This is a genomic window from Bartonella eidoli (assembly GCF_036576145.1).
Taxonomy (GTDB): domain Bacteria; phylum Pseudomonadota; class Alphaproteobacteria; order Rhizobiales; family Rhizobiaceae; genus Bartonella.
The window spans coordinates 113,879-139,005 of record NZ_JBAFWX010000005.1 but is presented as its reverse complement, the minus strand read 5'-3'; the positions used below and the strand labels follow the sequence as shown (position 1 = coordinate 139,005).

The window sequence follows — 25,127 nt, the reverse complement described above, 5'->3', positions numbered from 1 at the left end:
TCATATTAGCATAGTACCCGTTAAGGGTTTTTAAAGTTAAAAATTTTTCTAAGCGTTTATTTACTTCATTATACCGATTGTTTTTCAGCAAAGAATGTGAGAGACTGTACTAATTAAACAAATGCAATCGATGATACAAAAGCAGTAGAATTAACCCGCCCAATTTGATATTTAAAGAGAGTTAGCTATGAAAAATGTAATGCGCATCTTGGGGATAACGATCATTTTCCTTGCTGGAGTTTTTATTTATGATGCGTATAAAAACAAACCTTTAGGTGATAATTTCATACTAACGGATTCTAATGGAAGAACTATCACTGAAGCTGATATTCGCGAAAAGCCATCAGTCGTTTTTTTTGGCTTTACCATGTGTCCTGAAGTTTGTCCTACTACACTAACCAATCTTGATCGATGGCTAACAGAACTTGGACCAGATGCTGATAATTTAAACGTATGGTTTGTTACTGTTGATCCTGAACGTGATACCCCAGAAGTACTTCATGACTATCTCAATAACTTTAATAATAAAATTATTGGTATCAGCGGAGATCCCGAAAAAGTTCATAAAATGATAGATTCTTTTAACGTAGTTGCTGAAAAAATACCTGGAGCCGATGAAGACTATACTTATAGTCATACGGCAGCAATTTTCTTACTAAAAAAAGGTGGAAAGCTGGCTGGAACTATCCCTTATAATACAAAAGAAAGTGACTATGAGTTAGAAGATGATATTGCCCTTAAACGGCTTAAAAAATTGGCTTCAAAATAAACTGTAAAGCCATCCAGAAGAAAGAATATAATGTCTCAACAAGTTCGTTTGTATTATGCCGCTTATAAAAGCGAAGCAGAGCGGTTTTATACTCTCATAGAAGAAGCCTTTGATGAAGAAGGATACCCTCTTGCTCTTGTGGAAATAGATGAAAAAAATGCTATATATGAACTATCACTTTACGTAGACACAATAAATCAAGAAAGCTCCTTACAGCGCTTTGCACATATTCTATCTTTAGATACTAATAAAATTAACATAGAAATTTTGCCCAATATTGATTGGGTAAAAAAGAGTCTAGAAGGATTAACACCTGTACGTGCAGGACCTTTTTTTCTTCATGGCAGCCATCATCGAAATGATATTCCACATCATGTTCTTCCCATTGAAATTGAAGCTAATCAAGCTTTTGGTACAGGGCACCATGGAACGACAGCCGGCTGTTTAGAAATGATAGCTAAAGTAGTACAAAATGAAAATCCACAAAATGCTCTTGATCTTGGCACAGGTAGTGGTGTACTCGCTATTGGCATCGCAAAGCTTAAGCCCATTCCCATACTTGCATCTGATATTGATCCAATTTCTATTAAAATTGCACAACACAATATCCAACTTAATGATGTACAAAAATATATTACAACTGTAACAGCCACAGGCCTTAACCATAATACAATTACATCACATGCTCCCTTTGATCTCATTGTTGCAAATATTCTAGCAAACCCTCTCATTGAGCTTGCACAAGATATAAGACAAGCACTCAAAGAAAATGGATCTCTTATATTATCCGGAATTGTCGAAGAACAATGTGGTCATGTTTTAGAAGCTTATGTCAATCAGAGCCTAAAACACATTGAAACATACAACCATCAAGGATGGGTTACTATACACTTAAGATAAAAAAAGGACATTTTTATGTATCAATCTTTTGAGGCGAAGACAAATCCAACTTATGCTGCAGAACGCATTTCTTCTCTTCGTAAAGAGCTCAACCGCCTTGGACTGGATGGTTTTCTTGTTCCACGTGCAGATGAGCATCAAGGAGAATATGTTCCTCCACATGCTCAACGCCTCAGCTGGCTAACTGGTTTTACTGGATCAGCAGGTATTGCACTCATTTTAAAAAATAAAGCCATTATATTCACAGATGGTCGTTATAAGCTCCAAGTTCGTCAACAAACGGATCCGCATATTTTCGACTATGAAGACTTAGTAACTTGTCCACCATCTAAATGGCTTGAACAAAATAAAGAAAAACTTTCTATTGGTTTTGATCCGTGGCTTCACACAATTACTGAAGTAAATTTATTGAAAAAAGCATTAGAAACCGCAACAAATGGAAGACTTATCGTAGTTCAATCCAATCCTATTGACTTGATCTGGCATAATCAACCGCCCCTACCACAATCGGCTTTATCAATTCAGCCTCTCAAATATGCAGGCTATAGCACCGATGAAAAATTAGAACTAATTCGTAAAAATATACAACAAGCGAATGCAGATGCTTTTATTTTTACAGATCCTTCCTCTATTGCATGGACATTCAATATACGCGGTAATGATGTCTCCAATACACCTCTTTCTCTTTGCTTTGCTCTCATTCCAATAAAAGAAACGCCCACCTTATTTATTGATAACAAAAAGCTTGGTATAAAAGAGAAGCAATATCTAGAAAATTATACAAAATTACTTCAACCAGAACAGCTAATTTCAAAAATAAAGGATTATGCCCAAAGAGGAATGACTTTTGCCTTAGACCCACGACTGGCATGTGATAAATTACGCATTGTTATTGAAGAAGAAGGTAAATATTTCGTCCCTCTGACTGACCCTGCTGCCCTACCACGTGCTGTTAAAAATGCAGCAGAATTAGATGGCGCACGTAAAGCTCATCTGCGCGATGGGGTAGCACTAACCCGTTTTCTTTCTTGGCTAGATAGACAAACACCCGGCACAGTCAATGAAATTTCTTCTGCTCAAAAATTAGAAGAATTTCGCATAACAACAGCAAAGGAAATAGGAACAAAACTCGAAAACCTATCCTTTGATACAATCTCAGGATCGGGTGCAAATGGTGCAATTATTCATTATCGTGTAACAACTGAAACTAATAAACCATTAAATGCAGGTGAGCTTTATCTTGTTGATTCAGGTGGACAATACCGTGATGGTACAACAGATGTTACGCGCACAGTAGCAATTGGGGATATTAAAAGAGAAGAAAAACGCTGTTTTACTCTTGTCCTCAAAGGTATGATTGCTCTTTCAACCGCACGATTTCCAAAAGGCACGCGCGGGCAAGATATTGATGTCTTAGCACGCATTGCATTGTGGAAAGCTGGTTTTGATTATGCCCATGGAACTGGTCACGGAGTTGGATCTTACCTCTCTGTTCATGAAGGACCACAAAATATTTCGCGTCGTGGAAAACAAGAATTAATACCTGGAATGATTGTCTCTAATGAACCTGGGTATTATCGCGAAAATGCTTTTGGTATCCGTATTGAAAATTTAATGATTGTGAAGCCCGCACAAAAAATTAACGATGGAGATATAGAGATGTTATCGTTTGAAACACTCACAAATTGTCCCATTGATCGAAAGCTAATTCTACCAGAACTTTTGACCCTACAAGAAAAACAGTGGCTTAATGATTACCACGCTCATGTTTATCACGTCAATGAACCTTATTTAAATGAGGAAGACAAAAAATGGGCACGAGAAGCAACAATGCCTCTCTAAATAAATTAATGCTCTCTATTTATTCCTATAAAAGATCACTTTTTCACTTGTATCAGAAATATAAAAATATTTCTGATACAAGTGATTTTATCCAAAATATTTAAAAATAAAATAAAAGCTCTCGGCAAAATAACGAAAATAACGTATTCAAAAAGAAAAATCTTATCTTTCAACCGACTGAAGCCAAGCGTCTTCATCCATAATCTTTATACCTAATTCTTGAGCCTTAATCAGTTTTGACCCCGCATCAAGCCCTGCAACAAGAATATCCGTTTTTTTAGAAATAGAACTAGACGTTTTAGCACCTAATCGTTCTGCCAATACTTTAGCCTCATCACGTGACATACTTTGTAAAGTTCCCGTAAAAACAATTATCTTTCCTGCTATTGGCGAATGAGATACTATCAAATCTTCCTTATAAAAAGGCATAACCTCTCTAAGCAAAGAAGATACAATTTCACGATTGTGTACTTCTTTATAAAAATTAACAATCGCCTTACCTACATGAGATCCAATCCCTTCGATATTGGTAAGCTCTTTCCAAGCTTCATTACCCTCTTCTCCCCCCTCATCACACGGCATAGTGGCTGCCATCGCCACAGTCTCAAAAGCTGTATAACTTTGATACGCGCGTGCAAGACGCCGTGCATTAACCGCTCCAACATGGCGAATTCCTAACGCTAATAAAAAACGATTCAAAGAAATTTTTCGACGGGAATTAATAGCATCATAAAGTTTATTCACTGAAACAGCACCAAAACCCTCTATATTTTCCAAACGTGTCAAAGACTTTTCTTGACGTCGTTGTAAAGTAAAAATATCAACTGGTGTCTGAATACAAAGCGCTCTATCTTGAACATTAAAGAAGAACTCTACCTGCTTTTTACCAAGCCCCTCAATATCAAAAGCATCGCGCGAAACAAAATGACGAATACGCTCAATCGCTTGCGCTGGACAAATAAGTCCGCCTGTACACCGGCGCACAACTTCCCCTTCTTCACGAACAGCATGACTTCCGCAAGCAGGACACAAATGAGGAAAAACAAAAGAAGAAGAATTTTTAGGACGCTTTTTAATAATAACATCTACAATTTGAGGTATTACATCACCAGCACGTTGGACAATCACACTATCTCCTACACGGATATCACGTCCTTCACGAATTAACTCACCTTTATGACCAATCCCCTTAATATAATCTTCATTATGCAAACTAGCATTCGTAATCACCACACCACCAATCGTGATAGGAGACAAACGCGCAACAGGAGTTAATGCACCTGTTCTACCGACCTGAATATCAATGCTTTCCAAAAGCGTCATAGCTTTTTCTGCTGGAAATTTATGCGCAATTGCCCACCGTGGCGAACGAGATACAAATCCCAAACGCATTTGCAGTGCCAAATCATTAACTTTATAGACAACACCATCAATATCATAATCTAAAGAATGACGATATTCTTCAATATCATGGTAATATGACATAATATCTTCAACCGTTGTAAATACTTTTGTTAATGGATTGATAATAAAACCATATTCTTTTAATTTTTTTATCATACCCATTTGGCTTTCCGCAAACATTTCACTTACTTCGCCACAAGCGTAAGCAAAAAATTGAAGCTTCCTGCTAGCAGTGATACGTGAATCAAGCTGACGCAAAGAACCAGCCGCTGCATTTCTAGGGTTAGCAAAGACAAACTTTTCATTTTCCTGTTGACTTACATTAAGTATTTGAAAATCTTTTTTCCCCATATAAACTTCACCGCGAACCTCAATAATCTCGGGGTATTTACCGCACAAGATTTTTGGAACGCCAGAAATTGTTTTTGCATTTGCAGTAACATTTTCACCTACATTTCCATCACCCCGTGTTGCAGCGCGTATAAGCCTCCCTTTTTCATAACGTAAAGACAAAGATAAACCATCAATCTTTGGTTCAGCTGTTATTTCCAACGTCTGCATTTTGGGCAATCGTAAAAAACGACGAATACGTTCAATAAATTCGCTAACATCTTTTAAATTAAATGCATTATCAAGTGAAAGCATCGCTTGTGCATGCACAACTTTCTCAAATTTTTCAGAAACCGGTGCTCCAATTTTATGTGAAGGAGAATCAGATCGAATCAATTCAGGAAATAAAGATTCAATTTCAGCATTCCGACGACGCAAAGAATCATATTCCGCATCAGAAATTTCAGGATGATCATCAGTATTATAAAGAACATCATGACGCGCAATCTCTTTTGCTAACCATTCTAATTCATTTTTTGCAGCAAGAGCAGTTAAATTTTTAAGTTCATCCTTTTTCATAAAATCTATTCCAAATCATAGACTAATTAATGGCCATAAGAATCCAAATTCCTTACACCATGAATAGACACATAAACGCATTCTCATCAGTATTGTTTCGTTGATTATGAATTATGTCTGTGCAAGAAGCTTTTGAGCAGCTGCGCGTGCCTCTTCAGTAATCCGTTCCCCCGCTAACATCCGTGCAATCTCTTCTGCACGCTCATGCTCTTCCATTTTATGAACAGCCGTAATAAAACGCCCTTCATCACTACTCGTAACTTTTGAAATAAGAAAATGGCTATGAGCCTTTGATGCCACCTGCGGTGCATGCGTAATAGCAAAAACCTGAACAGTTTTTGATAACCGTTGCAACCGTTGCCCAATAGCAGCAGCAACAGCTCCACCAACTCCCGTGTCAATTTCATCAAAAATCAGCGTAGGAGCAGATCCACGATCAGATAAAACAACCTTTAACGCCAATAAAAAACGAGACAATTCACCACCAGAAGCTACACTGAACATTGGCCCCGCCCGTGTCCCAGGATTTGTCCGAACCCAATATTCAACACGATCTATACCTTCAGCACTACGTTTTTCAGCATCACTCTGCACTTCAACAATAAATTCTGCCTTTTCTAATTTCAATGCAGGCAACTCTGCCATAACACTTTCAGACAATCGATTTGCTACTTCTCGACGCTTTATTGATAACGCTTGCGCTAATTCATCATATTTTTTTTGCGCTTCCCTCGCCTCATTTTCAAAGCGCACCAATATGATCTGAGCTTCCTCAAAACTAATAAGTTCAGTATCCATTTTATCACGTAACTGGATTAATTCATCAGAAGAAACCTGGTATTTACGAGCGATCCCCCGAAGAGCAAAAAGGCGTTCTTCTACTCGTTCTAATTCATCGGTATCAAAATCCAATTCCTGCATTGCCACTTCTATACCTTCTTGAGCTGTAGCAAGTGCATGTAATGCATCATCAATAGACTTCACTATAGGCGCAATCAATTCTTGTGCTTCAGGAATCTTTCTCTCTAAACGTCTCACTAAATTAGAGAGAACAGGGATTGGTGATTTCGAACCACTTAAAAGATCATCTGCCTCCTTAATATCTGTTGCTATTTTTTCTAGTTTTAGCATATCTGCACGACGAAGAGATAAAGTATCCTCTTCTCCAATTTGAAAATTAAGCTTATTAAGCTCTTCCACACACGCACGCAGATAATCAACTTCACGAACAGAATTTTCTACTTTAATACGCTGTTCCTGCAAACGATCTTCAAATTCACGCCATACCTGATAACATTGACGTAAATCTTCTGCTTCACTTTCAAGTCCACCAAAAGCATCTAATAACTGGCGATGCACAGAAACATCAACAAGCGCACGATCATCATGCTGTCCGTGAATTTCAACCAACAAACGCCCGACACTCCGCATTAACGCAACACTAGCCACCTGATCATTAATGAAAACACGACTACGGCCATCACTTGACTGTATACGGCGTAAAATAATATCACCTTCATCATCAAACCCGTTTTCACAAATAATCTTCCGTGCAGGATGTGAAATAGGTACATCAAAAACAGCTGTTACCTGCCCTTGTGCCACACCCTGACGTACAAGTGAAGCATCTCCACGTCCACCAAGAGCGAGAGATAAAGCATCAAGTAAAATAGATTTCCCTGCGCCAGTTTCTCCAGTTAAAACCGATAAACCTGCCGTAAAATGAATATCGAGCGTTTCGATCAAAACAATATCATGAATCGAAAGCTGTACTAACATATAGAATCAATGTACCCTATGTTTATCGCTACTCAAAGCTTGTGATATCCAAGAAGACCTATGTTCCTGTGGCAATACCTTGTGTTTTTTCAGTAAATTATAAGAAAATTTATACCATTCACTTTTGGGGTAGTTACGTCCTAAAATAGCAGCTGCTGTTTGAGCTTCCGTGACCAACCCAAGTGCAAGATTAACTTCAGTTAAGCGAAAAAGAGCTTCTTCAATTTGATTGGTATCTGAATATTCCTCAACAACTTTACGAAATCTTTTACTTGCTGCAAGATAGCGCCGTCCTTCTTCATAATAACGACCAACCTGCATTTCATGACCAGCCAATTGCTCACGCCCAAAACGTATTTTAGCTTTTGCATCTACAACATATTTAGAGTTTGGATAACGTTCAACGAGAAGCTGCATAGCAGCAATAGCACGCTTAGTTCCTCTTTGATCGCGTGTAACATCAAGAATTTGATTAAAAGAAGAAAGACCAATAATATAATAAGCATAAGCTAAATCATCTGCCCCAGGATAAAGAGTAATGTAACGCTGAGCCATGATAATTGCATCATCGTATTTAGCTAGTCGATAATTTGTAAAAGCCCCCATCACTAAGGATTTGCGACCCCACTTAGTATAAGCGTACTGCGTTTCAATCGTAAGAAACTTTTTTGCTGCCTCACCAAGTCGCCCACTGTTAAGATTATCAAGAGCTTGATTATACAAAACATCCGGTGGATCAATTTTTAAAACATATGCAGATGAAGGGAGAGTATTTTTATCTTTGAATAAACAACCTGCTAACAAAAAAGTGCTACTCAAAAGAACCCCGTTCAACACTTTGCACACAATATTAAAATTAAATTTCCCATATGCCATATTGCTAATACGTATGTGAGATTTAGTCATATTTTTTTTGGCCTCCAGAAACACACCTTGTAGCGAAAATTATTTGTAAAAGATTTTATAACACATCACTTTTAAACCCACTAACTAATTTACAAGCCTAGGTCAATCATCCCCTTAAAAATCCAAAGACTACAATAAAATCTTTCGAATTTTTTCTCTCATTTTATTTATAAATGGATCTTTTCATAACATGATTGATTTTCCAAAAGATCCCGAACCAATTGTATATTAACCCTATGCCCACTGCAATATGAACGAAATAAACCAATAAAAGGAGCTCCAAGCAAAGCAGTATCACCAACTGCATCGAGCATTTTATGCCTAACATATTCATCCTTCCAGTATGGACCACCGGGATTAATAACTTCATCATTAAGACCAATAATGAGAGCATTTTCTAAAGAAGCACCTTGTCCTTTTCCAACAGCACGTAATTTTTCGACATCTTTGATAAAACCAAAAGTACGTGCACGTGCCAAATTATCGCGAAATCCTTGTGCAGTAAGATCAAAATTCAATTGCTGCTTACCAATAGAAGAAGAAGAAAAAGAAATCGTTACATCAAAATGACACCCATTAAATGGCAAAAATTCTGCAATGCTACTTCCGACTTCAACCCGCAATGGCTTCTTTATAATATAATAAAAGCGTAAAGCATCTTGCTGTACAACACCAACTTCTTCAAAACCTTGGCAATACTGCCATGAAGAACCATCTAAAATAGGTATCTCATTACCTAAGACCTCAATAATAAGATTATCTAAATTATAAGCTGCAATTGCAGCCATTAAATGCTCAATTGTTTCAATTCTTGCATCTCCGCATCCAAGCACTGTTGATAATTCAACTTCACCTATTTCTGATGCCTTTGCTTGAAATATTCGTTCTGTTCCACCCTCTCCATAACGTTTAAAAATAATACCACACCCAACATCTGCTGGACAAATTTTTACCGTAGACAAACGCCCACTATGAATACCGTAACCCTGAAATATTACTGTGTTTTTAAGAGTGGATTGATATTTTTGCATTAATTTCATGATCTTATTTCATTAATTTTTATACTCTTTTTAAAATATTAAAAAATTATATAGCTATAACCAATAAGAAACCCGCTTATAACAAGCGGGTTTATAAAAAGCATAAAAACTTCCCCAAAAGTACAGAAAATTGATCTGTATAACATTTTTATCTAACTATAAAAGAATAAAAAACTCTTTTTTCTCATTTTATTAAATTTCCAACTATTGTACTTGACGACGTAAAAAAGCTGGTATTTCTAATTGATCCTCTTCACTTATAGTACGCTGATCTTGAGATGCATGCGGATGCAACTCACCAGATCGACGTGGGACATAGCTAGAAGCTTCTTGAGAAAATGCTTGAGAATTTTTATTATAAACATGAGCTGCTTGTTGTTGAGAATATCTCACAGCAGGTTCCAATCGAGCTTCTGGTTCAGATTCTTCACGAGATGTTAAACTCTGCTTTAAACGCTGCCAAAGATTACGAGGACCTTGATCATCAGAAAAGGATTTATCATCATGGCTATGAGCCATAGGAGGAAAATCCTTTAAGTTAGGCATACGCACTGGCATTGAGCGAGTCTGCATCTGTTGCACCTGTTGCCTTTCACTCTGCTTCATAACACCTTTCATTTCATCAATAGCATGCGCTGTTGCTTCCATATCCACAGCTGCAGAAGACATAGGCTGCTGCTGAGAGGCGCGATTAACTTGCATACGCGGTGCATTTAATGTCTGCCCTTGCCCATGTACAACACCTGCCCCAGAACCAGAAGAAGGAATATTCATACTGCGCGTAGAGACTGCTTCTGCAGCCTGTGCGAAAATTTGACTTTTTGGATGAAATTTTTCTTCAACAGGCTTCTCCATTTCAACTTCAAGACTTTCCGTTCCCACTGCTGTTTCCGAACGTAATGGCTGAGGATGAGGATGGGGATGGGGATGGAAAGAACCTTGCGAAATTCCAGGATCATTTTTACGAATTGGAGCAGCAGGTTTTTGTAGTTTAGGATGAGGAGGTTGAACCACATCACTCACTTCACGATCTATGCCCGTCGCAACCACTGAAACACGAATAACACCCTCCAATGATTCATCATCAATGGCACCAAAAATCACATTTGCATCAGCATCCACTTCTTCACGAATACGATTAGCAGCTTCATCTACTTCAAATAACGTCATATCACGACCACCAGTAATGGAAATCAAAAGACCGCGAGCACCACGCATAGAAGTATCATCCAAAAGTGGGTTTGCAATAGCAGCTTCAGCAGCAGCCAAAGCGCGCCCTTCACCAGAGGCTTCACCAGTTCCCATCATCGCACGACCCATTTCATGCATAACAGAACGAACATCAGCAAAATCAAGGTTAATTAACCCCTCTTTAATCATCAAATCCGTAATAGAAGCAACTCCAGAATAAAGCACCTGATCCGCCATAGCAAAAGCATCAGCAAATGTGGTTTTTTCATCAGCAATACGAAAAAGATTTTGGTTGGGAATAACAATCAATGTATCAACCGATTTTTGTAGCTCTTCAATACCAACCTCTGCCGTTTTCATACGACGAGCACCTTCAAACTGAAACGGCTTTGTCACAACACCAACGGTCAAAATACCTTTTTCACGTGCAGCGCGAGCAACAACAGGCGCTGCTCCTGTTCCGGTACCTCCTCCCATACCTGCAGTAATGAAAACCATATGGGAATCTGCGAGATGGTCAATAATTTCATCAATACATTCATCTGCAGCCGCTTGCCCAACTTCTGGCAAAGCTCCCGCCCCTAGACCTTCCGTAACCGCCGCACCAAGCTGGATTACACGCTCAGCTTTTGACATCGCCAAAGCTTGTGCATCCGTATTAGCAACAACAAAGTCAACTCCCTGAAGACCAGCATTAATCATATTATTCACGGCATTTCCGCCGCCACCACCAACGCCAAAAACGGTAATGCGTGGCTTCAACTCCGCGATATCTGGCCGATGCAGATTAATCGTCATTTTCTTTTCCTTTTCATAAGACACCGCAAACCAAAGCGATGAAATTTAACTTTACCCAAATAAACTTTACTTAAAAACTCTCACGCAACCACTGACCAACACGCTGAAAACACCCACGCGTGCCTACCGATAAATGATTTACTGCAGCCTGCACCGTTCTTTCTTCAAAACCCACTAATTGCGGATAAATCAACAGTCCAACAGCAGATGAAAATGCCGCCCCTTTTGCAAGAGATGGGAGCCTAGAAATACCTAAAGGCCGCCCTATGCGAACATTTCTTCCCAATATAGTACGTGCTACCTCTGGCAATCCAATTAACTGGCTTGCCCCCCCTGTTAAAATAACACGTTTTCCAATGATATGACCAAAACCAGAACGGTTCAAACAATCACGCACCATCTCCAATATTTCTTCGACACGTGCACGAATGATGCGACCCAGAACAGCACGCGGATATTGCGTTTCACGCTGTTCATTCCCGATTTCAGCCACATTAATCATATGACGATCATCAACACTCGCCAAAAGCGCTGAGCCGTACACAACTTTTAAACGCTCCGCTTCCTCAATAGAGGTAGAAAAACCACGTGCAACATCAAGGGTTACATGATGTCCACCAACTGCAAGTGCGCCCGCATGAACAAATTTTCCTTCAGAAAACACGGAAAACGTCGTTGTTCCACCACCAAAATCAATACATGCAGCCCCTAACCGCGCCTCATCATTAACCAAAACAGCAAGCCCACTTGCTAAAGGGGTTGCAACCATTGCTTCAACACTTAAATGTGCACGATTAATGCAAGATTCTAAATTACGAAGAGCCGCCGTTTCTGCTGTTACGACATGAACATCCACACCAAATAATTCGCCCATCATTCCAATAGGATCAGAAATTCCTTTATCCCCATCCAACACATAAGATATTGGCACTGAATGCATAACACGACGCTCTGTATCAAAAGCTTTGCGCGAAACATCCGCTAATGCCATGCGTGTATCACGCATAGTTACTTCACGACCATTTAAACGTACCACACCACCAACAAGAGCACTTTGCAACCGACCTGAAGAAAAGCTTACGATCACTGAATCCACCAACAAACCAGCCATCTTTTCCGCCGCATCAACAGCCAACCGTATAGATTGTTCTGCCGCAAACATATCCATGACAACACCCGATTTTATACCGCGTGAACGCTGTACTCCAAAACCTAAAATCTCCATAGAATGCGTACGACCATGCAAATGTTGCGTATGCTTCAAAGGACGCAAACAAGCAATAAGACAAACAATCTTACTCGACCCCACATCAAGAATCGTTAAAAAACGCGCTTTACGCCCCCCTACATGATGTGATCCCGATAATATCATAATCCTCCTGCCTTTCGCGCTTTTAAAAGACGCTCTTCTTCTGCAAAAGAAGCATTACGGCGTTCCAATGCTTCATCTGACAAAGAAACTGTAATCCGATCAAAAAGACGTAAATCAATACTCAAAACATCACGCGAAAAAAGATCTTGTGCAACACCAGTCTTAATAAGAGAAGCAATCCTTTCAAGGGCTCTATCTTCAGGTAACATAACGCGAATACCATTATCCAAAATAATATCCCAACGCCGATCCCCCAAACGCACATAAGCCCGAACACGATCATATAACTGAGGGTATGCAGAAAGTGCTTCAATAAATTCTTTAGCAAAATTTTGCGCACCTTGACCCACCACGAGAGGCAACCCCTGAACCAATCCTCCTTGATAAGGTACAATTACGCGCCCTACATTATCAATAACATCCATCATCCCATTATGCTGCCAAATTGCATACGGTTCACGCTCCACAATTGAAACACGCACTCGATTAGGATAAATTTTCTGCACATGAGCCGACTTAACCCAAGTTTGTTTCTCCAAAATAGAACGCGCCCTATCAACATCAAAAATAAATATCGATGGAGAAACATCAAGCCCTAGAATCTTTAAAATTTCTTGTTTTACTAAGCGCTTACTGCCGCTGACATCAACATCGGTAACCACAAAACCAATATCTGATAACGTAGTCTTCACAATCACTTCCATACGACCACTGGCTGAAATGCCATAAAGCATCGTAACAAAGAAAAGAAATACAACCGCGAAAGAACCAAAATGACGAGGCACATGAACCGCAGTAAAAATAAATTCAAACATAAATCGAACAAAGCGGCGATAAAGACGCGGAAGCATCGGCACTGACAGCACCACTTGAATATCTGATTTATTCACATTTAACGCATACACGACGCGTCCTCCACCATCCACTGAACAATATCGCTATAAGTACGACCACCTGCTTTTGCGATATCAGGAAAAAGAGATGTTGATGTCATCCCCGGCTGCGTATTAATTTCAAGCCAAACCAACTCTTCCGTTTTCTCATTAAAACGAAAATCAGAACGGCTCACACCTCGACAGCCTATCGCCTGATGCGCTGCTAAAGTCATTTCTTGCACCTTTTGGTAAATATTTGATGAAAGCTGCGCAGGACAAACATGAAGAGAGCCACCAAATTTGTATTTGGCTTCATAATCATAGAACTGGAAATGCTGTTCTGGTAAAATTTCACACACATCCAAAACTTCATTTCCCAAAACAGCGCAAGTAAGCTCACGACCAGGGATATATTTTTCAACAATCACCTCATCTGCGTAACTCCATTTATCACTCATAATATTACGCGGCGGCGAAAGCTCATCTCCTTTCACAATAATAACACCAAAACTCGATCCCTCACACACAGGCTTAATCACATAAGGAGGTTCCATAGGATGCAATTTTCCCATAGAAAAGCGGCTCATCACAAAAGAGTGAGCAACTGAAACCCCAACACTAGCAACAATAATTTTTGCGCGCCCCTTATCCATTGCCAATGCGGACGCCATAACTCCAGAATGAGTATAAGGAATTTTTAAATATTCCAGAACACCCTGAATACAACCATCCTCACCAAACGGTCCGTGCAATGCATTAAAAGCAATATCAGGCTGCAATTGCTCCAAAACAGAAGCAACATGACTATCAACATCAACACGACTCACACGATACCCTTGAGATTCAAGGACATCGGCACAAGCAGCTCCTGAAGACAAACTTACAGACCGTTCAGAGGAAAACCCTCCCATCAACACAGCTATATGTCCATCCTTCACCACAACTCATCCTCCTTTGTATACTATATATAGATCACATAGAAATCACCAACACCATATACAGGAAAGACCAAGATTTATCTTTGCGAATCAACAACCTAGCATTTTCCTTAATGAATCAGACTCAAACGCATGACGCAAGAGCCTCTATGTTAATTTATTGATTCTTAATGAATTTTTCTTATTATCTCTTTGAAATGACTCAATTTTTTATTTATATAATTTTTACGTTCTGCACCAATTAATTAAATTGATCAAAAGAGGAAACTATACGGCCTTTTTCAAACTGACCTATACGCTGTATTTCCCACTGTAATAGGTGGGCTGAATGAGAAAAAACACGAGCACGCACTGCCTCACCCAAAGCTTCAAGGTCATAACCTGTTGCCTGACCTGTATTAATCATAAAATTACAGTGCATTTCACTCATTTTTGCACCACCAATCTGCAAACCACGACATCCCGCTTCATCAATAACACGCCATGCAGATGTACCTTTAGGATTTCTAAAAGTTGAACCACCCGTCTTTTCGCGAATAGGCTGTACTGTTTCTCTATGGAGTGAAACGGCATTCATAGCATCCTGAATATCATCTCTCTTTCCTCTTTTTCCTTCCAATAAAGCAGAAACAAAAATGAAATCTTCAGAAACGCCACAATGACGATAAGAATAATGCATATCTGATAAATTTAAGATATGACGTCGTCCTTTACGATCAAGCGCATGAACTTCAATAACGCGTGCAGCCGTCTCAAAATCATTAGCCCCCGCATTCATTTTGAGTGCACCTCCAAGGCTTCCAGGAATACCATGATAAAAATGAAACCCTGAAATCTCAGCTTCCAAAGCTGCAGCTGCTAAATGTTTATCTGCTGTAGCAGCACCAACCAAAAAGCGTGTTGAAGAAACTTGCTGTATTTGCCCAAATCCCTTTGTTGAAAGACGAATTACAACCCCAGGAACTCCCCCATCACGCACCAAAAGATTAGAACCAATCCCCACAGTTGTTATAGGAACACAATCTGGTAAGGCTTGAAGAAAGAACACCAAATCCGCTTCATCAGCGGGCTGATAAAAAAGCTCAGCCAGTCCACCGGTACGAAACCAAGTCACCTTCCTCATATCAAGATTAGGTGTAAGCTTTCCTTTTACACCTACCAACATCGGCTGTAATCGCGCAAGCAGCGCTTCACCATCAATAGATCGAAAACTCATCATTATTATCAAGTGCTGCCAACTGATCAGGCAACGCACAAGCCCATTGTGTAATATTGCCAGCTCCAAGAAAAATAACATAATCATCAGGCTTAGCAAATGTGGAGACAATCGAAACAACATCCTCCATAACATTAATTAAGCGCACATCACGATGACCTGCCATTTGAATATGCTCAACCAATTCTTTAGCATCAAAACCAGCGATTGGTTCCTCACCCGCAGCATAAACCGGTGCAATCATCACCGTATCTGCATCATTAAAACAAGCAGCAAAGTCATCAAACAAATCACGCAAACGTGAATAACGATGCGGCTGTACAACAGCAATGACCTTTCCTCTTGTACTTTCACGAGCTGCACGTAGAACAGCTTTTATTTCAACAGGGTGGTGCCCATAATCATCGAATATCTCAATACCACGCCAACTTCCTGTCTGTGTAAAACGCCGTTTTACTCCACCAAATCCTGCTAAACCTTGTTTTATAGTTTCATATGAAATACCAAGCTCATGAGCAATTGCAATTGCTGCAGTAGCATTAGAAACATTATGCCGCCCAGGCATCGGCAAAACAAAATTTTTAAATTCAGTTTCTTTCCCTGTTTTCCGAGAGCGAATAACAATATCAAAATATGTTTTTTGGCCATCCATAGTCAGATTGAGAAAACGGACGTCGGCTTGTGGATTTGCACCATAGGTAATTACCCAACGATCATCAATACGACTCGCCAATGTCTGTACCTCTGGATGATCAATACACAAAACAGCAAAACCATAAAAAGGAACATTTTCTACAAATTCCTGAAAAGCATCACGAACAGCATCAAAGCTCCCATAATGATCTAAATGCTCAGAATTGATATTTGTAACAACAGCAATATCAGCAGGTAATTTTAAAAATGTACCATCACTTTCATCGGCTTCAACCACCATCCAATCGCCATCTCCCATACGAGCATTGGTTCCGTAAGCATTAATAATACCACCATTAATTACCATCGGATCAAAACGACCTGCATCAAGAAGTGCCGCTATCATTGACGTAGTCGTTGTTTTCCCATGTGTCCCCCCGACAGCAATTGCTCGACGAAAACGCATTAACTCAGCCAGCATTTCGGCTCGTTTCACAATTGGTAGATGCCTCTTCTTTGCAGCAATATATTCAGGATTTATTTTTCTAATAGCTGTAGAAATAACAACAACTTCTGCATCCCCCAAATTTTCAGCACGATGACCAATATGAACTTCTATTCCTTTACTTCGTAAACGTTCAACATTCGCATTTTCAGCCTGATCAGATCCTTTAACCTGATAACCAAGATTATGAAAAACCTCAGCAATTCCACTCATGCCAATTCCACCGATTCCAATGAAATAGATAAGACCGATATCAAGCGGCATTTTCATCAAAAAACTCCTCTCTAATATCTGACAAGGGTCGCTTCGCAATCAACGCTTCAGCCATATCAGCCAAGCGGATGGTTGCGTGAGGCTGCCCTACCTTTTTTGCAGCCAGAGCCTGTTTTTCCAATAAATGTGGTGCATAACAAACTTCTGTTAAAAGGGACGCAAGTTTTTGCGCATTTAAATCTTTTTCTGATATAATTTTAGCACCTCCTGCTGCAGAAAGCAGTGCCGCATTCGCTGCTTGATCGTGATCTAAAGCATAGGGATACGGAATAAGTAAAGCAGGCCGACCAATCACAGCTATCTCACAAACAGATGATGCGCCAGCACGTGACACAATAAGATGAGATAACGCCATACGCTCAGCGATATTATCAAAAAAAGGAGCAACTTCCGCTTGCACTCCCATATTACGATAAATTTCTATCAAATTTTCAGCTTCACCTCGAACTTGTTGTACAATCCGTAAGCGTTTACGTAGTTTATCATCCAAAAAAGCAACTGCTTCTGGCACAATTTTTGAAAAAAAAGAAGCACCTTGGCTTCCACCGAAAACCAACAAATGAAATGGCTTTTCATCAAGAGAGGGACGATAAGGAACTTTAGCCGCTTCAAGAACAGCTTCGCGCACAGGATTACCAGTCAAAAACATTTTACGAGCATAAACGCCTTTTGTTGATAACAAACCGCCCGCTATAGCGTATACCATAGCTGCTAATACCCGATTAGCACGTCCCATAACAGCATTTTGTTCATGAATAAATGTTATACATCTCATAAAAGAAGCAACGAAAAGCGGAGGAATAGTAGGATAACCACCAAAGCCACCAACAAGAACAGGACGTAATCTATAAAAAAGCATACATGATTGCCCTATTCCTTTCAGCAAACGCCAAAATGCCTTTATGAACGCAAAAGGATGACGCCGCTGAAAAGTTGCCGATGAAATAATATGAATATGTTCTTCATCAAAATGACGCACAAAACCCTTTGCTCTTTCATCAGTTGCTAAATGAACATCATATCCGCGCTGTCTTAATTCAACAGCGAGCGCCTCTGCAGGAAAAAGATGCCCACCTGTACCACCAGCAACTAAAACAATAACCCTTTTATGTGTCATAAGCAGCATCCGAAACAACAGATGAAAGACGCGCCTCTGGCCAACGTCGCGTCAAACTGAGCAAAATACCCATAGAGATAGCAATCGCCACCATAGATGAACCACCATAAGAAATAAACGGCAAAGTCATACCTTTTGGAGGCATTAAATGTAGATTAACAGCCATATTAATCCCTGATTGAAAACCAATCATCATCGCTATGCCAGCAATAGCAAGTCGCGTGAAGGAATCACGCGTATTCATTGCTATATAAAGTGAGCGTGTAACGATAAAGCCAAAAAGCATCAAAATCAATAAACAGAGAACTATACCGTATTCCTCAGCAGCAACAGAAAATACAAAATCTGTATGGCTATCAGGAATAATACGTTTCACTGTTCCCTCGCCTGGCCCTTGTCCAAACCAACCACCGTTCAAAATAGCTTCACGTCCTACATCTACCTGAAAGGTATCACCCTTACCAGTCAAAAAACCGTTAATACGTTCACGTACATGATGAAGAAAAATATATGCTAAAATACTCCCAACAACACCTAAAATAATAAATAACAAAATAATGATAAAGGATACACCTGCAACAAAAAATAAACCGCCCCACACTGCACTAATCAAAACGGTTTGACCAATATCAGGTTGTAAAATAAGAAGAACACAACAAAAAGCATAAAGGAGAATAGCCAGTGTATAATTAAAAATACTCTTCATTCGTATCTGTTTTGAAAAAAAACAAGCTGACATAACGACAAAAGCTGGCTTCATAAATTCAGAAGCCTGTATAGAAACACCAAACACACGAATCCACCGCTGCGCCCCCTTTAACTCTGGACCAAAAAGCAAAGTTATAATCATAAGGAAAAGCGTCGTAATTAACAAAATAATACACAAACGACGAATATTACGGGGTGAAAAAAAAGAGATCGTAATCAAAGTAAAAAATGCAAAAATACTAAAAATGATGTGCCAACGAACAAAATAAAAATTATCAGCAATCCCAATTTTTTTTGCAATAGTGGGACTTGCTGCAAAAGACAGCATGATTCCAATTCCCATCAAAATCAAACAAGCAGCGAAAATAGAACGATCAATTGTCCACCACCAATTAGCGATTGGATCTCGATTTGCACGAGTAATCATCATATTCGCGTTACCCTTTTCATACCTTTAACTTAAGTAATACGATTGACCCACTTTTAGCAGACTCTTAAAATACTAAGTTACATGAAAAAGGATTCTGGAATGTTAACATAAAGTCATTTTTTTACGATTTTTTCTTCCTTTAACTGCATAACAAGAGAAATAAATTTTTCTCCACGTTCTTCATAATTTTTAAATTGATCATAACTGGCACAAGCTGGTGAAAAAAGGACGACAACTTCTTTTTCCCGACAACACATTGCATCAGCAGCTGCTTCACGCACTGCATTTTTTAACGTTAAACTCATCGAAAAAGGAAAAGCATCTCCAATAACACCAGAAAACTCTTCTGCTGAAGTCCCGATCAAATAAGCTTTACGAATCTTATGAAAAAAAACTCTAAGAGCATCGATCCCACCTTCTTTTGCTTGCCCACCAACAACCCAAAAAATATTATCAAACGTAGAAAGTGCAGGAGCTGATGCATCTGCATTAGTAGCCTTACTATCATTTACAAATAAAACTGATCCGATTTTACACACCTGCTGCATACGATGAGCTAACCCTTTATAACTCGCCAAATGATTTTCTATATGTGAATCAGTTATTTTTAAAGCCTGTAACGCAGCTAATACCATAAGAGTATTTTGCACATTATGATTACCACGCAATGAAATTATATGAGAAATATCTGCAAGCATCTGGCGTTGCCCATGATAAACAGAAAAAAGTTTTGTTCCATCTGCATAAAAACCATTTTCAATAAAATGATCCTTGGAAACTGCCATAACTTTGTGACCTTCATGCACTAATTCCTGAAACAAAACCTGACAAGCCGTATCATCAACGGAAATAAAAGAATGCAAAGCTCTAGATATTAAACGCCTTTTAGCTTTTACATAATGAGAAAAACTACCATGGCGATCAATATGATCAGGTGTCAAATTTAATAAAAGACCGATAGTTGGCTGAATAGACGGTGTAAGATCAATCTGAAACGATGAACATTCAATCACGTAAATACGGTTTTTAACAAATGGCTGAAGTGTTAATATTGCAGTTCCAATATTTCCCCCCATTTGCACATCATAACCCATCTGTTCTAAAAGATGAGTCAATAGAGCTGTCGTTGTTGACTTTCCATTTGTACCCGTAATCGCAATGAATGGAATATCCTGATCGCAAAAAACATGTTTTTTTAAAAACTGATTACGTGTACGAACAAATAATTCAATATCACCAATAATCTCTATACCTGCTTCACGTGCTTTCCCAACAACCCAATGAGGATTTGGGTAAGTTAAAGGAACGCCAGGTGCTAAAATTAATGCACTAAACTCTGACCAATTTTCATACTGAAGATTTTTTGTTGGAATATCTGCCTTAGAAGCTGCTTCTACGCCAATAGGGTTATCATCCCACGCAACGACCTTTGCACCACCGCTCATCAATGCTTGCGCTGCCGCTAATCCTGACTGCCCTAATCCAAACAGAGCAACTTTCTGACCTTTATAGCACTCAACAGAAATCAAAATCTCACCGTAATTTAAGTGTTGAAAGACCAATCAAGGCAAGCACAATAGAAATAATCCAAAAACGTATCACGATTTGACTTTCAGTCCATCCTTTTTTTTCAAAATGATGATGGATCGGCGCCATAAGAAATACACGCTTTCGTGTCAATTTAAAATAACCAACTTGAATAACAACAGAAAATGCTTCCAGAACAAAAAGCCCACCAATAAAAATCAAAACAATTTCATGCTTTGTTGCTACAGAAACAATGCCCAATAATCCTCCAAGCGCTAGAGAACCAGTATCTCCCATAAAAATAGCTGCTGGAGGTGCATTAAACCATAAAAAGCCAAGTCCAGCACCAAAAACAGCTCCCAATAAAACAGCCAGCTCACCTGTTCCAGGCACATAGTGTATCTGTAAATAATCAGCAAAAATTATATTACCAGAAAGATAGGCAATCAAAGCAAAAGACAAAGCAGCAATCATTACAGGAACAATAGCGAGTCCATCAAGACCATCTGTTAAGTTAACTGCATTACCAGTTGATACAATAACAACAGCAGAAAAAGGAAGGAAAAACCAACTTAAATTGATAAAATAGTCTTTCATAAAGGGTAAAGCTAATCCAGGTGACCCTATTTGTAAAATAACGCAAGAAGCAATTACTGCAATTATAAACTCCAAGCTTAAGCGTGCTTTACCAGAGAGCCCTTTTTCTGTTTGTTTTGTTACCTTAAGATAGTCATCATAAAAACCAATTGCCCCAAAAAAAAGCATAACGAGCAACGATACCCAAAAATAAATATTTGATAAATTACACCATAAAAGCGCTGATACCACGATCCCAGTTAAAATCATCAACCCACCCATAGTAGGTGTTCCAGCTTTTTTAAAATGCGTTTGAGGACCATCAGCCCGAATTGGCTGTCCTTTTCCCTGCCTCAATTTAAGAGCAGCAATAATGCTGGGGCCAAACAAAAATACAATTAAACCCGATGTGAGCATCGCTGCCACAGTACGAAAAGTAATATAACGAAAAACATTAACGCCTGGAAGCCAATCACTAAATGCAGAAAAAAATAGCATCATAAGTAAAAACCCACTAAAATTATAAAGAATTCGCCTTACAATAATCCAAAATTGCAACCACAATATCTGAAGAGCGGACGCTGCGGGATGATTTAACCATAATAAGGTCCCCATCTGAAATTTCTGAAAAAATAAGCTGCAAAATCTTTTCAATATTTTCAGCATAATAAACTTTAATCTGAGCAGACAGATCTACAGTTAAAAGCTTCATCATCTCACCAAATAAAAAGACCGGATTAGCACCAGACATACATATTGGTTTTACTAATTCACGATGAAATTTTTCACTACAAACTCCCAACTCAAGCATATCGCCTAAAACAGCAATTCTCCTCCCTTTCTTTCCTATTGGCCCCATAGAGAGAAGGTTAAGAGCAGCTTGCATAGAAGTAGGATTAGCATTATAACTCTCATCAATTAAATGAAAGATACCACCATCTGGTAAAGACAACCGATAACACATACCGCGACCTTTTAGTGGAGAAAAGCGACTTAAAGCAAGTGTGACCCGTGTTAAATCAGCACCAATAGCATCACAAGTCGCAAGAACACCTAAACTATTGTGGACAAGATGCTGACCAGGGGCACCAATTTTAACCATCATATCTTGGCCAGAAATACATGCCGCCATGTGAGAAGAATCCATTAAAAGACGCACTTCTTTTTCCTGATAGTCAGCATATTGACTTTTTCCAAAGCTCAAAATCTTCTTCACACCACATTTTTTTGCTTTTTGAACTAAGTAAGAAAAAGAATTATCATCTGCATTTAGAACAGCAACACCCTCTTCAACAATTCCTTCAAAAATCTCAGCTTTTGCATCTGCAATTTCCTCAAGGTTTTTAAAAAAACCCATATGTGCAGCAGCAATACAAGTAATCAAAGCCACATGCGGACGAACCAGTTTGACTAAAGGACGAATTTCATCTTTATGATTCATACCAATTTCAAAAACACCATAATCACTATCTGCAGGCATCTGCGCCAAAGTTAGTGGTACCCCCCAATGATTATTAAAAGAAGAAAAATTAGCATGAACCTTGCCAACAGTCTCAAGTGCTTGTCTCAGAATTTCTTTTGTTGTTGTTTTTCCAACAGAACCTGTTATGGCTATAATTTTAGCTTTTGAGCGTTTACGTGCTGCCTGCGCAAGCTTTTCTAATGCTTTCAATACATCAGGAACAACAATAAATGGAAGAGCTAATTTTTTCATTTCAGATAAATGATCTTGCGCAATTACAATCACTCCAGCACCCTGAGCATAAGCTTGTGCAGCAAAATCATGACCATCAAAACGATCGCCTTTTATACAAAAAAAAATATCTCCTTTTACAAGCGTCCGACTATCAATGGAAATGCCCATAAAAGTTTCTGGCAAACTTCCAATAGCAAAACCCTCCACTGCACTTAGAAGTGTCTGTTTATCCCATAAAGCGGTCATCGATGCCTTTCCTTTAAAGCAGAAAGTACATGTAAACGATCTGAAAAAGGATAAGTTTTTTGTCCTATAATTTGACCGTCCTCATGACCTTTCCCAGCTATAATCAATGTATCTCCAGCTTTAAGAAGACCAACTGCATAGGAAATTGCTTCACCCCGATCTGCTATTTCTATTGCCTCTGGCACTGCCTGTAAAATATCTTTCCTAATTTTTTGAGGCATTTCAGTACGAGGATTATCATCAGTTACAATTACGATATCCGCTCTCTTAGCTGCAATTTTCCCCATCAAAGGTCTTTTCCCTTTATCACGATCTCCACCACAACCAAAAACAAGAGCTAAACGTCCTTGTGTAAAAGGACGAACAGAAAGCAACACTTGCTCTAAAGCTTCTGGTTTATGTGCATAATCTATATAAATAGAAGCATTATCCTGTGTTTTTCCGACAAGCTCTAACCGACCAGGTGCTCCTTTCAAAGCTTCAAGAGAACAAACAACTTTATCAGTGGGAACCCCTGTCGCAATAGCCAAACCCGCAGCTACAAGTGCATTGGCTACCTGAAAATCTCCAACCAAAGGCAAATTAAATATATAAATATCATTTCCTATACGGCATTCAACACACTGTTTTGAACGTTGGTGTTCAACACGATTAATTGTAATAAATTTCCCTTTACGCCCAACTGTTAATATACGACGACATGTTTGTTGAACATAATCAATAACCCTTTGTGAATAAACATCATCTGCAAAGATCAGTGCAGGAGAATCCTCTGGCAAGAGTGTATCAAACAACCTCATTTTAGCACGTAAATAATCCTCCACATCCGTATGATAATCCATATGGTCACGGCCTAAATTAGTAAATGCAGCAGCAGCTAAATGCACCCCATCAAGTCGACTTTGATCAAGCCCATGTGAGGAAGCCTCAAGGGCTGCATGAGTTACACCATCTTTAGTAATTTCACATAATAAACGCTGCAGAATTATCGTATCTGGTGTCGTAAGATACCCATAATCAATTCGTTTAGGAGAAATAACACCTACTGTTCCTATACTAGCTGCACAAAATCCAGCATATTTCCAAATTTGCTGAAGAAAAGAAACAACCGATGTTTTACCGCTTGTTCCTGTAACAGCGACCACAGTTTCAGGTTGAGCACCATAAAAACGCGCAGCTGCTATTGCCAAACTATGGCGAACATCAGAAACGCGCAAAACTGGAACTGAAATAGATAAATTATCAAAAACGAAACTATCATCTGTAACGATTGCTCGCGCACCACGTTTTACTGCATCATTTATATATTGCCTACCATCACCCTGATGCCCTTGAACAGCAACAAAGACATAACCTGGCAACACTTGCCTAGAATCTGCACTTATTCCTGTAACTTCAATAAGACCAAGATACTCCTCTTTAATGTACTCCGTAAAAAGTGCTCCAAGTAACATGACCACACACCTATCTTTATATT

Annotated in this window: 19 protein-coding genes; 3 read left to right on the top strand and 16 right to left on the bottom strand. The window is 39.1% G+C overall.

All coding sequences use genetic code 11. The features are described 5' to 3' along the window. Positions 1–187: 187 nt before the first annotated feature. From V5N68_RS04800 to V5N68_RS04790, 3 genes are read left to right on the top strand one after another with little or no spacing between them, the layout of a single operon-like run. Entirely contained in the window at positions 188–769 is a 582-nt protein-coding gene (locus V5N68_RS04800) for an SCO family protein (RefSeq protein ID WP_332066044.1), read from the top strand. Positions 770–799: 30 nt separating this feature from the next. After that, positions 800–1,669, top strand: coding sequence for a 50S ribosomal protein L11 methyltransferase (locus tag V5N68_RS04795; protein WP_332066043.1), 870 nt, complete (start codon positions 800–802; stop codon positions 1,667–1,669). A 15-nt stretch (positions 1,670–1,684) separates the two neighbouring features. After that, positions 1,685–3,511, top strand: a complete 1,827-nt coding sequence (locus V5N68_RS04790) for an aminopeptidase P family protein (RefSeq protein WP_332066042.1) — start codon at positions 1,685–1,687, stop codon at positions 3,509–3,511. Positions 3,512–3,673: 162 nt separating this feature from the next. Here V5N68_RS04790 and ligA read toward each other — a convergent pair whose 3' ends face one another. The 16 genes from ligA to V5N68_RS04710 all read right to left on the bottom strand — a co-directional run bounded on the left by ligA (position 3,674) and on the right by V5N68_RS04710 (position 25,104). Next, positions 3,674–5,824: an NAD-dependent DNA ligase LigA gene (ligA, locus tag V5N68_RS04785; protein ID WP_332066041.1), complete on the bottom strand. Its 2,151-nt coding sequence runs from the start codon at positions 5,822–5,824 to the stop codon at positions 3,674–3,676. Positions 5,825–5,935: 111 nt separating this feature from the next. Next, complete coding sequence (gene recN / locus V5N68_RS04780) at positions 5,936–7,603, bottom strand: DNA repair protein RecN (protein WP_332066040.1); 1,668 nt, start codon at positions 7,601–7,603, stop codon at positions 5,936–5,938. 6 nt (positions 7,604–7,609) lie between these two features. Next, entirely contained in the window at positions 7,610–8,509 is a 900-nt protein-coding gene (locus tag V5N68_RS04775; protein WP_332066039.1) for an outer membrane protein assembly factor BamD, read from the bottom strand. Positions 8,510–8,676: 167 nt separating this feature from the next. Then, positions 8,677–9,552 (bottom strand): UDP-3-O-acyl-N-acetylglucosamine deacetylase, encoded by an 876-nt coding sequence (gene lpxC / locus V5N68_RS04770; protein WP_332066056.1) that lies wholly within the window; start codon positions 9,550–9,552, stop codon positions 8,677–8,679. Positions 9,553–9,753: 201 nt separating this feature from the next. Then, a complete protein-coding gene (gene ftsZ / locus V5N68_RS04765; RefSeq protein ID WP_332066038.1) occupies positions 9,754–11,538 on the bottom strand; it encodes a cell division protein FtsZ in 1,785 nt (594 codons plus the stop codon). A gap of 70 nt (positions 11,539–11,608) precedes the next feature. Further along, on the bottom strand, positions 11,609–12,910 hold the full coding sequence (ftsA, locus tag V5N68_RS04760; protein WP_332066037.1) for a cell division protein FtsA: 1,302 nt from the start codon (positions 12,908–12,910) through the stop codon (positions 11,609–11,611). Further along, the gene (locus tag V5N68_RS04755) at positions 12,907–13,815 is read right to left on the bottom strand and encodes a cell division protein FtsQ/DivIB (RefSeq protein WP_332066036.1); all 909 of its coding nucleotides are present in this window, start codon (positions 13,813–13,815) and stop codon (positions 12,907–12,909) included. The genes ftsA and V5N68_RS04755 overlap by 4 nt, the downstream gene beginning before the upstream one ends. Further along, positions 13,803–14,696, bottom strand: a complete 894-nt coding sequence (locus V5N68_RS04750; protein ID WP_442879693.1) for a D-alanine--D-alanine ligase — start codon at positions 14,694–14,696, stop codon at positions 13,803–13,805. Before V5N68_RS04750 ends, V5N68_RS04755 begins: the two co-directional genes overlap by 13 nt. A gap of 268 nt (positions 14,697–14,964) precedes the next feature. Beyond that, on the bottom strand, positions 14,965–15,942 hold the full coding sequence (gene murB / locus V5N68_RS04745) for a UDP-N-acetylmuramate dehydrogenase (protein ID WP_332066035.1): 978 nt from the start codon (positions 15,940–15,942) through the stop codon (positions 14,965–14,967). Beyond that, complete coding sequence (gene murC / locus V5N68_RS04740) at positions 15,920–17,347, bottom strand: UDP-N-acetylmuramate--L-alanine ligase (protein ID WP_332066034.1); 1,428 nt, start codon at positions 17,345–17,347, stop codon at positions 15,920–15,922. Before murC ends, murB begins: the two co-directional genes overlap by 23 nt. Then, the gene (gene murG, locus V5N68_RS04735; RefSeq protein ID WP_332066033.1) at positions 17,331–18,467 is read right to left on the bottom strand and encodes an undecaprenyldiphospho-muramoylpentapeptide beta-N-acetylglucosaminyltransferase; all 1,137 of its coding nucleotides are present in this window, start codon (positions 18,465–18,467) and stop codon (positions 17,331–17,333) included. Before murG ends, murC begins: the two co-directional genes overlap by 17 nt. Next, positions 18,457–19,602: an FtsW/RodA/SpoVE family cell cycle protein gene (locus V5N68_RS04730; RefSeq protein ID WP_332066054.1), complete on the bottom strand. Its 1,146-nt coding sequence runs from the start codon at positions 19,600–19,602 to the stop codon at positions 18,457–18,459. Before V5N68_RS04730 ends, murG begins: the two co-directional genes overlap by 11 nt. Positions 19,603–19,718: 116 nt before the next feature. Continuing rightward, positions 19,719–21,134, bottom strand: a complete 1,416-nt coding sequence (gene murD, locus V5N68_RS04725) for a UDP-N-acetylmuramoyl-L-alanine--D-glutamate ligase (RefSeq protein ID WP_332066032.1) — start codon at positions 21,132–21,134, stop codon at positions 19,719–19,721. A gap of 4 nt (positions 21,135–21,138) precedes the next feature. Next, a complete protein-coding gene (gene mraY / locus V5N68_RS04720) occupies positions 21,139–22,209 on the bottom strand; it encodes a phospho-N-acetylmuramoyl-pentapeptide-transferase (RefSeq protein ID WP_332066031.1) in 1,071 nt (356 codons plus the stop codon). 19 nt (positions 22,210–22,228) lie between these two features. After that, on the bottom strand, positions 22,229–23,650 hold the full coding sequence (locus V5N68_RS04715; RefSeq protein WP_332066030.1) for a UDP-N-acetylmuramoylalanyl-D-glutamyl-2,6-diaminopimelate--D-alanyl-D-alanine ligase: 1,422 nt from the start codon (positions 23,648–23,650) through the stop codon (positions 22,229–22,231). Continuing rightward, on the bottom strand, positions 23,647–25,104 hold the full coding sequence (locus V5N68_RS04710; protein WP_332066029.1) for a UDP-N-acetylmuramoyl-L-alanyl-D-glutamate--2,6-diaminopimelate ligase: 1,458 nt from the start codon (positions 25,102–25,104) through the stop codon (positions 23,647–23,649). The genes V5N68_RS04715 and V5N68_RS04710 overlap by 4 nt, the downstream gene beginning before the upstream one ends. Between the last annotated feature and the right edge of the window lie 23 nt (positions 25,105–25,127).

What these genes read in the sequence shown, in the direction of transcription:
- V5N68_RS04800 (WP_332066044.1), top strand. Translation starts at nt 188, where the DNA reads ATGAAAAATGTAATGCGCATCTTGGGGATAACGATCATTTTCCTTGCT.
- V5N68_RS04795 (WP_332066043.1), top strand. Translation starts at nt 800, where the DNA reads ATGTCTCAACAAGTTCGTTTGTATTATGCCGCTTATAAAAGCGAAGCA.
- V5N68_RS04790 (WP_332066042.1), top strand. Translation starts at nt 1,685, where the DNA reads ATGTATCAATCTTTTGAGGCGAAGACAAATCCAACTTATGCTGCAGAA.
- ligA (WP_332066041.1), bottom strand. Translation starts at nt 5,824, where the DNA reads ATGAAAAAGGATGAACTTAAAAATTTAACTGCTCTTGCTGCAAAAAAT.
- recN (WP_332066040.1), bottom strand. Translation starts at nt 7,603, where the DNA reads ATGTTAGTACAGCTTTCGATTCATGATATTGTTTTGATCGAAACGCTC.
- V5N68_RS04775 (WP_332066039.1), bottom strand. Translation starts at nt 8,509, where the DNA reads ATGACTAAATCTCACATACGTATTAGCAATATGGCATATGGGAAATTT.
- ftsZ (WP_332066038.1), bottom strand. Translation starts at nt 11,538, where the DNA reads ATGACGATTAATCTGCATCGGCCAGATATCGCGGAGTTGAAGCCACGC.
- ftsA (WP_332066037.1), bottom strand. Translation starts at nt 12,910, where the DNA reads ATGATATTATCGGGATCACATCATGTAGGGGGGCGTAAAGCGCGTTTT.
- V5N68_RS04750 (WP_442879693.1), bottom strand. Translation starts at nt 14,696, where the DNA reads ATGGGAGGGTTTTCCTCTGAACGGTCTGTAAGTTTGTCTTCAGGAGCT.
- murB (WP_332066035.1), bottom strand. Translation starts at nt 15,942, where the DNA reads ATGATGAGTTTTCGATCTATTGATGGTGAAGCGCTGCTTGCGCGATTA.
- murC (WP_332066034.1), bottom strand. Translation starts at nt 17,347, where the DNA reads ATGAAAATGCCGCTTGATATCGGTCTTATCTATTTCATTGGAATCGGT.
- murG (WP_332066033.1), bottom strand. Translation starts at nt 18,467, where the DNA reads ATGACACATAAAAGGGTTATTGTTTTAGTTGCTGGTGGTACAGGTGGG.
- V5N68_RS04730 (WP_332066054.1), bottom strand. Translation starts at nt 19,602, where the DNA reads ATGATTACTCGTGCAAATCGAGATCCAATCGCTAATTGGTGGTGGACA.
- mraY (WP_332066031.1), bottom strand. Translation starts at nt 22,209, where the DNA reads ATGATGCTATTTTTTTCTGCATTTAGTGATTGGCTTCCAGGCGTTAAT.
- V5N68_RS04715 (WP_332066030.1), bottom strand. Translation starts at nt 23,650, where the DNA reads ATGACCGCTTTATGGGATAAACAGACACTTCTAAGTGCAGTGGAGGGT.
- V5N68_RS04710 (WP_332066029.1), bottom strand. Translation starts at nt 25,104, where the DNA reads ATGTTACTTGGAGCACTTTTTACGGAGTACATTAAAGAGGAGTATCTT.